The organism is Pseudoflavonifractor phocaeensis (genome assembly GCF_016901955.1).
GTDB classification, from domain to species: domain Bacteria; phylum Bacillota; class Clostridia; order Oscillospirales; family Oscillospiraceae; genus Flavonifractor; species Flavonifractor phocaeensis_A.
In genome coordinates, this window is record NZ_JACJLC010000096.1 from 1 (window position 1) to 9,823 (window position 9,823).

Below are 9,823 nucleotides of genomic sequence, written 5' to 3' on the forward strand. Positions count from 1 at the left end.
AAACGCCGTAAATATTTGGAGACCTCTGATTGCAAATAAACGAACCCGGTAGGATTGCAAGTCCTACCGGGTTTTGACTGTATACGGGTGGTTATTGAGCGCTTACGGATAATCGATAATTTGAACTCCGCTCTGAATACCTGGAATGGGAAGCTGACGGAGATCTGGGACCTCATCAGCACCACGCCGGAGGACTTCAAGGGGGGAGGCATCTGGGACGTCATCGTCAATATCAACGGCGCCCTCCAGGCGGTGGGTTACGGCCTGCTGGTACTGTTCTTTGTCATGGGGGTGGTCAAAGTCTGCGGCTCCTTCGCGGAACTCAAGCGGCCGGAGATGGCCTTTAAGTGCTTCGTCCGCTTCGTCCTGGCCCAGGCGGCGGTCTCTCACGGCATGGAGCTGATGAACGCCCTGTTCCAGGTGGCACAGGGGATGGTGTCCACCATCATGTCCTCCTCCGGGCTGGCCGCCATGTCCCCCACCACCCTGCCGGAGGAGATGGTGACCGCCATCGAGAACGTGGGGTTTTTGGACTCCATCCCCCTGTGGGCAGTCACCCTGCTGGGGTCCCTGCTTATCTGGGTGCTGTCTCTGGTGATGGTTTTAACTGTGTACTCCAGGTTTTTCCGCCTCTATATGGCCACGGCCATCGCCCCGGTGCCTCTGGCCAGTTTCGCGGGACAGCCCTCCAGCAGCATCGGCATGGCCTTCATCAAGAGCTATGCCGCCATCTGCCTGGAGGGCGCCATTATCGTACTGGCCTGTGTGATTTTCTCCAAGTTTGCCGCTGCCCCGCCCGCTGTGGCAGATTCCTCTATGGCCGCAGCAACGATTGTTTGGAATTATATAGGTGAATTGGTGTTTAATATGCTTGTCCTGGTGGGGGCCATCAAGATGAGCGACCGGCTGGTCCGGGAGCTGCTGGGGCTGGGTTAGTCCATGTCCCGCCACAGGTCGTCTACCCGGATCTGATACCCGCCCCCGGGGGCGAGTTTGCCCTGTTCTACCGCCTCTCGCATCCGGCGCAGATAGATCTCTGTGGAGATGCTATCCTCCCGCCGGCGGTCTATCCAACGGTGGATGCGGCCCACGATGGTCACCACCCAGGACAGGGCCGCCAGGGCCAGCATAGCGAAGAAGATACCGTCCCCCAATGCCTGGTGTGCGTGGTACCAACCCCGGAACAGGGTGGGCACCACCAGGGCATAGGCCAGCGGGATGCTCAGCCGCAGCAGCGCGGCGATATGGAACAGGGCACTCAACAGGAGTATCAAAGCAAGCAGCATGATATAGACCATGACCACACCCCCCTTCTCGGTTTGTGGTATGGTAGCATACCCCGGCAGGCTTTACAAGGGTCTGTCCGGGGATTCTCTGACGAATTTGAGGTGATGATTCCTTTGGAAGTCCGAGTCAACAAAGAAGTGCGAAACTACCAGGAGGGCCTGTTTTTCGGCCTGTCCCTCCGGCAGCTGGTGTTCGCCCTGCTGGCGGTGGGCGTGGCCGTGGGGGTGTACTTCGCCCTCCGTGGCCTGCTGGGTACCGGGGAGATCGGCTGGGTATGTGTCCTGGCCGCCTTCCCCTTCGCCATCGCCGGCTTTTTCCAGTACAACGGCATGACCTTTGAGCGGTTCGTGCTGGCCATGATCTGCTCTCAGCTGCTCACGCCCGCCAGGCTGGTTTTTCGTGTGGATAACCTGTACGCTAAGATTCTGGCTCACTCGTCTGTAAAGGAGGCCCTGAATATTGATTAAAACCCTGCAAAATACCCTCAAGCAGGACCGAGAGCGGTTCGTCATTCCCCGCCGGGTCCAGGACATCATCCCCATCCAGCGCCTGTGGCCGGATGGGGTCTTTCAATGGGGGAGCAAGTTCTCCAGGACCCTGCGATTCAGCGACATCAACTACGCCATCGCCTCCAAAGAGGACAAGACCGCCATGTTCCTGGGCTACTCAGACCTGCTCAATGCCCTGGACACTGGCTCTACCACCAAAATTACCATCAACAACAAGCGGCTGAACCGGACCAACTTTGAACGGGAAATCCTGCTGCCCGAGAGGGCGGACACCCTGGGGCCTTTGCACCATGAGTACAACGATATGCTTCTGAGCAAGGTAACGGATTCCTCCAACAGCGTGGTTCAGGAGCGCTACATCACCCTGTCTGTCCACAAAAAGAATGTGGAGGAGGCCCGGACCTTCTTTGACCGGACGGTGAACGATGTCACCGCCCGCCTCAACCGCCTGGATGCCCGGTGCGAGGAGCTGGACGCCGTGGAGCGCCTGCGTATCCTGCATGGTTTCTACCGGGTAGGCGAGGAAACCCAGTTCCGCATCAACCTCAAGGAAGATATTCGCATGGGCCGCTCCTTCCGGGATGCCATCTGCCTGGACAGTATGGAATACAAGAAGGACCACTTCATCATGGGCAAGAAGTACGGCAGGGTGCTGTTTCTAAAGGAGTACGCCAGCTACATCAAGGACTCTATGATCAATGAGCTGACCGGCCTCAACCGCACGCTCATGCTGTCCATTGACATCATCCCCGTCCCCACCGACGAGGCGGTGCGGGAGATGCAGAACCGCCTGCTGGGGGTGGAGACCAACGTGACCAACTGGCAGCGCCGGCAGAACAGCAGCAACAACTTCTCCGCCGTGGTCCCCTACGACCTGGAGCAGCAGCGGAAAGAGACACGGGAGATGCTGGATGACCTGACCACCCGGGACCAGCGGATGCTCTTCGCGGTGGTCACCCTGGTCCACCTGGCGGACAGCCTGGAGGAGCTGGACGCGGACACCGAGACCCTCCAGTCCATCGCCCGCAAGCACCTGTGCCAGCTGACCACCCTGAGCTGGCAGCAGGCGGAGGGCCTGGCCACCGCCCTGCCCCTGGGGGTGCGGCGGATTGACGCCCTGCGCACCCTCACCACCGAGGCCCTGGCCGTGCTGATGCCCTTCCGGGCCCAGGAGATCCTGGACCAGGGCGGGGTGTACTACGGGCAGAACGTCATCAGCAAGAACCTGATTGTGGCGGACCGCCGGCGGCTGCTCAACGGCAACGGCTTTGTGCTGGGGGTGTCCGGCTCGGGCAAGTCCTTCACCGCCAAGCGGGAGATGGCCGCTCTGGCCTTGGCTGCCGACGATGACATCATTGTCCTGGACCCGGAGGCGGAGTACCGGCCCCTCATCGAGGGGCTGGGCGGGGAGGTCATTCACATCTCCGCTACATCCAGCAACCACATCAATGCCATGGATATGGAGCGGGGCTACGGCGACGGGGATAACCCGGTGGTCCTCAAGTCCGAGTTTCTGCTCTCCCTCTGTGAGCAGCTGGTGGGGGCGGGCAAGCTGTCTGCCAAGGAGAAGTCTATCATAGACCGCTGTACCGCCCAGTGCTACCACGAGTATATCCGCAGAGGTTACAAGGGGCAGGTACCAACCCTCCAGGACTTCCACGCCGAGCTGCTCCGCCAGCCGGAGCCAGAGGCCCGGGATGTGGCCCTGGCCATTGAGCTGTTCACCGAGGGCAGCCTGAACACCTTCGCCAAGGCTACCAACGTGGACACCAGCTCCCGCATCCTCTGCTATGACATCCGGGACTTGGGCAAGCAGCTGCTCCCCGTGGGAATGCTGGTGGTGCTGGACAGCATCTTCAACCGGGTGATACGAAACCGGGAGCTGGGCAGGAGTACCTACATCTATATTGACGAGATATACTTGCTGTTCCAGCATGAGTACAGCGCCAACTTCCTGTTCACCCTCTGGAAGCGGGTGCGCAAGTACGGCGCCTGCGCCACCGGGATTACCCAGAACGTGGACGACCTGCTCCAGTCCCACACCGCCCGGACCATGCTGGCCAACAGCGAGTTCCTGGTGATGCTCAACCAGGCCTCCACCGACCGGGTGGAGCTGGCCCGGCTGCTGAATATCTCGGACAACCAGCTGTCTTACATCACCAACGTGGACTCCGGCCGGGGGCTGATTAAGTGCGGCAGCGCCATCGTGCCCTTTATGGACCATTTTCCCAAGCAGACTCAGCTCTACCGCCTGATGAGTACCAAGCCCAATGACAATTTTTCGTAGACAGGATATAAATGCTTAGTTAGCCGAATTTGAGTCACGCTCCGTTTTGCTTATGGCTCAAAATGATATTCTACACAATAGAAAATATTTGATAGCGGGGCCCCATTCATGCCGCCATTGATTACAAGCAATATCCATCATATGTTGTTGCTATGAGCCGTTGCGCAACAACGCATTGCTACGAAACTGATCAGATTTCAATAGGAAGCGTGTCCATCAGTCAAACGGCCCGCCGATTTAGCATGATGATAGGGGTTAAGCAAGACCTGCGCCTGTCTGTATCACAGCAGCCGAACGCCACTTCCCTCTGAAAAAATGCACCCATGTAAGCAGGCAGCCAACGCCCCATCCAAAGAGCATATTCCACCAAATCATATGATATCCAATCGCCGGGATCTCCTGCAGCATATAGGTAGAGAGGACCCGCACCGCCAGTGCGCCGGTGGCCACAAAGGTGGCGTACAGGGCATTGTTTGCCCCCTGAAACAGGCCCAACAGGGGGAAATAGGAGGCAAAGGAAATCAGGCATACTGCGGCGCACCGAATGTGGGCAGTGCAGTAGCCAGTGGCCTCCGGCCCCAGTCGGAACAGGGCCACGATATGCTCCGCAAAGAGGTACGCAGCGGCTAAAATACAGATGGAAATGGTCTCAGAGATTGCCACAGTATGCTTTGCACCGGTTATGACCCGGTCCGGTCTCCCAGCGCCCAAATTTTGGGCGGTATAAGTACTCTGGGTAGTCATCAGGGCACTGGCGGGAAGGGTCATATAGGTCTCCACTTTCTGGGCCACCGTGAAGGAGGCGGTCATAGCCTCCCCGTAGCTGTTCACTGCCCGCTGGAGAAATACAAACCCCACTGACACGATCAGTTGCTGCAGCGCCATGGGAAATCCCCTTTGCAGGGTCAGCGTCGCCAGCGGCAGCTCAAAGGTAAAGGCCCGCCACTTCCAGCGAAAGACCGGATATTTTTTCATCATGTAGAGAAAGGCCGCCGCACAGGAGCCGATCTGTGCAATGTCTGTGGCGATGGCTGCGCCTGCTACACCCATCCGGAAGTTATAGACGAACAGAACGTCCAGCACCACATTGAGGACGCTGGCGATCAGGAGGAAGTACAGCGTTGCCTTGCTGTCCCCCACCCCCCTCAGGATGGCGGAGACGATGTTGTAGCCAAACTGGAACACCAGCCCAAGAGCGTAGATCTTGAAATAAGTATCCGCCATATCCAGCAGGCTCTCCGGCGTGTCCAGGATGTACCGCAGGGCAAAACGGCTGATCAGTACCCCAACCGCCGTCGCCGCAATCCCCATCCCGACCATGACGATCAGGGCGGAGGATGCCTGCCGGCGCATCTGTTCTGTCCTGCCCGCTCCGTATAACCGGGCAATCAATACGCAGGCCCCGGTAGAAAAGCCGCTTGCCAGGGCCAGAAACGCCATGGTCAGCACGCTGCAGGCCCCCACGGCTGCCAAAGCAGCCTCTCCGGAAAAGTTGCCCACGATAATAGTATCCGCCGTATTGTAAAATTGCTGGAGCAATAGTCCCAGGAAGACCGGGAGCATAAAGGTGAGAATCCCCCGCCAGGGCTTTCCCGTCAGCAATGTTTCCTTTGTCACAAAGACACCTCCAAGGGGAAGGGCGGCGGCCATCCGGAAAAGGGGGCCGCCGCCCTTCCTCTTTAGTAAATGATTTCTGCGTCTGTACGGCTCTGGTACAGCGTCCAGAACTGCTCAGCAATCTTCTCAGGCATATATTTCTCCGATCCGCCAATGGTGCCGCATACCTGTACAGCGCCGAGATAGACACCCTGCTGCTTACAGACCGGATGCAGGGCCAGTACCATGGCCCGCAAGGCCGCCTTATCCATGGAGAGGGGAAGAAAGTCCGCGCTGGGATACATGGCAAAGCCGCCGCCGGTGACCAGGATGGCCCCCTGCTTTCTGCCAAATTCCTCACCCAACACCTGGCGGATGCAGGTGTAGGCCCCCAGTACCTCCGCCTGATACCTCTGCTCCATAACAGCGGTGGTCATCCCGCCGGGCAAATTCTGATCCGGCACCACAATGCCCACGTTGTAGAACAGTACGTCCGGTATCCCGTAGGTGTCCACAGCCTGTTTCATGGCCACAGACAAAGCCGCCTGGTCGGCGGTGTCCACCACCTGTGCTGCCGCCTCAATCCCCTGGGCCTCCATCTCCTTCTGGTAGGCCTCCAGGTGTTGGGCGCTGCGGCTCATGAGTACCACACGGAAGTCATTGGCGGCAAACTTCCGGGCCACCGCGTTGCCCAGGCCTGTGCCAGCGCCTACAACAAAAATCGTCTTTTTCATGGTGTGATCGTCCTTTCTCAATTGTTCTATTATCGTTTATGATTACTATATGGAGACCCCCAGCCGGCGGGCCGCCTCAGCCTTTCCGCTGCCCAAAACCTCGCCCCGGTTTTTCCATCCCAGGTTGCGTTCATAGGTGCGGTACCAAGTGACCGCCTGGGAGTAGTCGGAGCCCTCTGCCGTCATCAGCAGAACGCTCTCCCGGGGGAACTGTCTGTATCCCAGGCACTCCAGCTCCGCGTACAGCCGGTCTGCCGCCGTCTTCAGCGGGCCGGTAATGGTCCAGAAGTAGACCGGGGAGGCAAACACGACCACATCGCAGTCCACAAAAGCGGCATAGATCTGGTCCATATCATCCTTCTGGGTGCAGGGGCTCTTTGGGTCGCGCCCTACGTGGAGACAGCCCTTGCAGCTGTGGATATCCATGCCGTCCAGGTAAAACATCTGCACCGAATGTCCAGCGCCGCGGGTGCCCTCGGCAAAGGCCTGCACCAGCTTTGCCGTGCTGCCGTTCTTCCGAGCCGCGCCATTCAAAATCAAAATGCGCTTTGTCATGCTTTTCACCGCCTTTCCCAATTACCACCAGCCAAATAGGCTTTGCCCGGCTTCCAACTGCCCGATGGCCCCCATCTCCTCTGGGCCCAAATCAAAATCCAGCGACGCCAGGTTCTCCCTCATGTGTTCTGAATCCGTACTCTTGGGGATCACAATGATCCCCTGCTGCGTTAAGAAACGCAGAGCGATTTGGGAGACACTTTTGCCGTGATGCCCCGCAATCTCCAAGAGCGTCGGGTGTTTCCAAATTCCGTTCCGCCCGCAGGCCAGAGGAGACCAGCTCTCGTGCCGTGTTCCGATTTGACACTCCAGCCCACGGAGTTTCCTCTGCTGGCGGAACACATGAGTCTCCACCTGGTTGACTGCCGGAACCACCTTGCAGTGATTGACCAGATCCAGATACCGATCTTCCAGGAAGTTGGAGATGCCAATCGCCCGAAGTTTCCCCTCCTGACAGGCAGTCTCCATAGCCCGGTAGATCTCATACACATCACCGGTGGGCTCGTGAATGAGCAGCAGGTCAATGTAGCCAAGGTCCAGTTTTTTCAGAGAACGGTCGATGGACCGCAGCGTATCCTGGTATCCGTGACAGGCCCACAGCTTGGTAGTGAGAAACAGCGCTTCCCGGGACAAGCCGGACTTTTGACAGGCCAAGCCCACTTCCCGTTCGTTGCCGTAGCACTGGGCGGTGTCGATGGCGCGGTACCCCGCCCGAAGCGCCTCAGCGACGCAGCGCTCCGTGACGCGGGGCGGCGTCTGATAGGTCCCATAGCCAATCAGCGGCATTTTGACCCCATTATTCAGTGTGACCGTTTCCGTTTTACTCACCTCCCTTGCTTTCTGACACAATCATAGCACCAACCCCATTGACAGCGAAGATACCAAAGCGTTAAAATGGTTTTTAGAAAATCTAAAAGCGAGGGAATGCTGTGTACAGCCGGGAACTTGCCACTTTTGTTGTGGTAGCGGAGCAGGGCAGTTTTCTCAAGGCATCCAAGGAATGCTATATCACACCTGCCTCTGTGATGAATCAAATCAACAAACTGGAATCCCTGGTCGGTGTCAGGCTGATCGAGCGCACCAATCAGGGGACACGGCTCACTGCCGCCGGACGTGCCTTCTATCAGGACGCCAAAAAACTGATCCGGCAGTCCGAACAGGCGATTGCCCGGGCCAGGCAGATTGGGAAGGATGAGCAGCAGACCATCCGAGTGGGCACCTCCATCCTGCGGCCCTGCAAGACGCTGGTGGATCTGTGGGCGGGAATTGACGACGGTACACTGCCGGTTGCCATCCGGATCGTGCCCTTTGATGACGATCCGGCCAGCATGGAGGCCATGCTGGATTCCCTGGGCCGGGAGATCGACTGTTTTGTGGGTCCCTGCGACTCACTGACCTGGCGGGAACGGTACAACATCCTCTCCCTGGAGCCGGTGAACTGCTGTATCGCCGCCCCGCGGAAGCACCGGCTGGCAAAAAAAGAGATGCTCCAGTGGAGCGATCTGGACGGTGAAACCCTTCTGCTGGTTAAACGGGGGGATTCTCCGGTGCTGAACCGGCTGCGGGATGAGATTGAGAGGAACCATCCCCAGATCACACTCCTGGATACGCCGCATTTTTACGACACCAACGTATTTAACCAGTGTGAACAGATGGGCTGCATCATGGAGACGCTGGACATTTGGCGGGACGTCCATCCCTCCATTGTGACGATCCCGATGATGTGGGACTATAAAATACCCTATGGCATCGTGTATGCGAAGAAGCCGGCCGCGCCTATGCAGACCGTTGTAACTATGCTGCGAAGCAGATTGATTACAGCTGGAGTATCATAACGGGACGAAGCGGCCCGGGCGTAAAAGCTGCCACAAGTTGGTTTGAAACATAAAAATAGGGGGAGCGAGCCGCTGTGGCCGCTCCCCCCTATTTGCGTTAGGAGGTAAACCAAAATCGATAAAATTAAAGAAAAACCAAGATGGGTGATCAGAACAAAAAATCTGACCCGCCGTGGCCTGGAGGACGGCACAGAGCGCTTGCGTACACAACTGCGGGACATCGCCCAGCGGGGAGAGCAGGGTCAGTACGGCGGCAACCAGATTGAGGACGCCGCCGCCGGCGGGGCTCGCAAGATTGTACGGGGTGGAGAACAGCTTATTAAGCAGTGGAAGTCCAAGCGGGTGCAGGGTCAAGAGCCGGCTCCGCCGGGTATCACTACACAGGATACACCGCCTGCCCGGGATAGCAGCCCTGTCCTCATCAAAACAAAAGAAGCTGTGCGGGAGCCTGCCGCCGTCCAACACACTGGGGCAGAATCGCCCGACATGCCGGTCATATCCCAGCGTGGGCAGACGGCTCCAGACCCAAATATCAAGACAAAGGACCGCTGCATCCGGGCCCAGCCTGCGCAAACGCCGCCCGCCGTCCGGGCGGTGAGTCCCCAGGACAGGCGGAAACTAGTCCAGGAGCAGGGGCGGGCTGCGGCGCAGAAGGGGGCGGAGCTGCGGCGCGGCCGGTCCGAATTGTCCCGGACAGAATTACCGCTTGTCAATCCAGAGAACACTGGAGCAAAAATACCAGAAGTACACAAGATGGTTGAGCATCCAAGTTCGCCTGAGCCAGTCCGTTTTGGTCCAGCTCGGGTTGCCCCGCCTGAGTCCGTGGTGCAGCAGGCCCCTCCGGTCAAGGCAACAGCACCTGTGCCCACGCCGAAAGCTGTGTCTGCACCCGCCCCTGCAGTGCGGCAGACTGGAGCTGTTGACAAAGTACTCTTTAAAAATCTGTATTGGAAAATTGACAAGAAAAAAGACGCCCACTGGCGTCATTTCATGGCCCATATCATCCGTTTCAAGTTCAAA

The 9,823-nt window shown here is 58.2% G+C and carries 10 protein-coding genes; 5 read left to right on the forward strand and 5 right to left on the reverse strand.

Going from position 1 to position 9,823, the window contains the following annotated elements; translation table 11 throughout:
* Window positions 1-111 precede the first annotated feature (111 nt).
* Window positions 112-936, forward strand: a complete 825-nt coding sequence (locus H6B51_RS14775; protein WP_470382165.1) for a VirB6/TrbL-like conjugal transfer protein, CD1112 family — start codon at window positions 112-114, stop codon at window positions 934-936.
* Here H6B51_RS14775 and H6B51_RS14780 read toward each other — a convergent pair.
* Window positions 933-1,298 (reverse strand): molecular chaperone GrpE, encoded by a 366-nt coding sequence (locus tag H6B51_RS14780; protein ID WP_204884415.1) that lies wholly within the window; start codon window positions 1,296-1,298, stop codon window positions 933-935. The genes H6B51_RS14775 and H6B51_RS14780 overlap by 4 nt on opposite strands.
* A 102-nt stretch (window positions 1,299-1,400) precedes the next feature.
* On the opposite strand from H6B51_RS14780, the gene H6B51_RS14785 reads away from it, so the two are divergent.
* Both H6B51_RS14785 and H6B51_RS14790 read left to right on the forward strand, forming a co-directional pair.
* A complete protein-coding gene (locus tag H6B51_RS14785; RefSeq protein WP_204884416.1) occupies window positions 1,401-1,754 on the forward strand; it encodes a PrgI family protein in 354 nt (117 codons plus the stop codon).
* The gene (locus tag H6B51_RS14790; protein WP_204884417.1) at window positions 1,747-4,083 is read left to right on the forward strand and encodes a VirB4-like conjugal transfer ATPase, CD1110 family; all 2,337 of its coding nucleotides are present in this window, start codon (window positions 1,747-1,749) and stop codon (window positions 4,081-4,083) included. The genes H6B51_RS14785 and H6B51_RS14790 overlap by 8 nt, the downstream gene beginning before the upstream one ends.
* 255 nt (window positions 4,084-4,338) lie before the next feature.
* On the opposite strand, the gene H6B51_RS14795 is transcribed toward H6B51_RS14790, so the two are convergent.
* From H6B51_RS14795 to H6B51_RS14810, 4 genes are all read right to left on the reverse strand, one after another.
* Window positions 4,339-5,700, reverse strand: coding sequence for an MATE family efflux transporter (locus H6B51_RS14795; RefSeq protein WP_204884418.1), 1,362 nt, complete (start codon window positions 5,698-5,700; stop codon window positions 4,339-4,341).
* Between the two features lie 62 nt (window positions 5,701-5,762).
* Window positions 5,763-6,413 carry an SDR family NAD(P)-dependent oxidoreductase gene (locus H6B51_RS14800; protein ID WP_204884419.1) on the reverse strand — a complete coding sequence of 217 codons (651 nt, stop codon included), beginning with the start codon at window positions 6,411-6,413 and terminating at the stop codon, window positions 5,763-5,765.
* Window positions 6,414-6,458: 45 nt separating this feature from the next.
* The gene (locus tag H6B51_RS14805) at window positions 6,459-6,968 is read right to left on the reverse strand and encodes a flavodoxin family protein (RefSeq protein ID WP_204884420.1); all 510 of its coding nucleotides are present in this window, start codon (window positions 6,966-6,968) and stop codon (window positions 6,459-6,461) included.
* Between the two features lie 21 nt (window positions 6,969-6,989).
* Entirely contained in the window at window positions 6,990-7,796 is an 807-nt protein-coding gene (locus H6B51_RS14810) for an aldo/keto reductase (protein ID WP_335342177.1), read from the reverse strand.
* Window positions 7,797-7,897: 101 nt separating this feature from the next.
* Between H6B51_RS14810 and H6B51_RS14815 the strand changes: the two genes are divergently transcribed.
* Together H6B51_RS14815 and H6B51_RS14820 are read left to right on the forward strand one after the other, a co-directional pair.
* Window positions 7,898-8,803 (forward strand): LysR family transcriptional regulator, encoded by a 906-nt coding sequence (locus tag H6B51_RS14815; protein WP_204884421.1) that lies wholly within the window; start codon window positions 7,898-7,900, stop codon window positions 8,801-8,803.
* 753 nt (window positions 8,804-9,556) lie between these two features.
* Window positions 9,557-9,823: hypothetical protein (locus H6B51_RS14820; RefSeq protein ID WP_204884422.1), on the forward strand; the 267-nt coding region annotated here is incomplete at its 3' end.

Bases quoted from the DNA above. Each gene is read 5' to 3' on its own strand.
- H6B51_RS14805 (WP_204884420.1), bottom strand. From the start codon at position 6,968: ATGACAAAGCGCATTTTGATTTTGAATGGCGCGGCTCGGAAGAACGGC.
- H6B51_RS14800 (WP_204884419.1), bottom strand. From the start codon at position 6,413: ATGAAAAAGACGATTTTTGTTGTAGGCGCTGGCACAGGCCTGGGCAAC.
- H6B51_RS14780 (WP_204884415.1), bottom strand. From the start codon at position 1,298: ATGGTCTATATCATGCTGCTTGCTTTGATACTCCTGTTGAGTGCCCTG.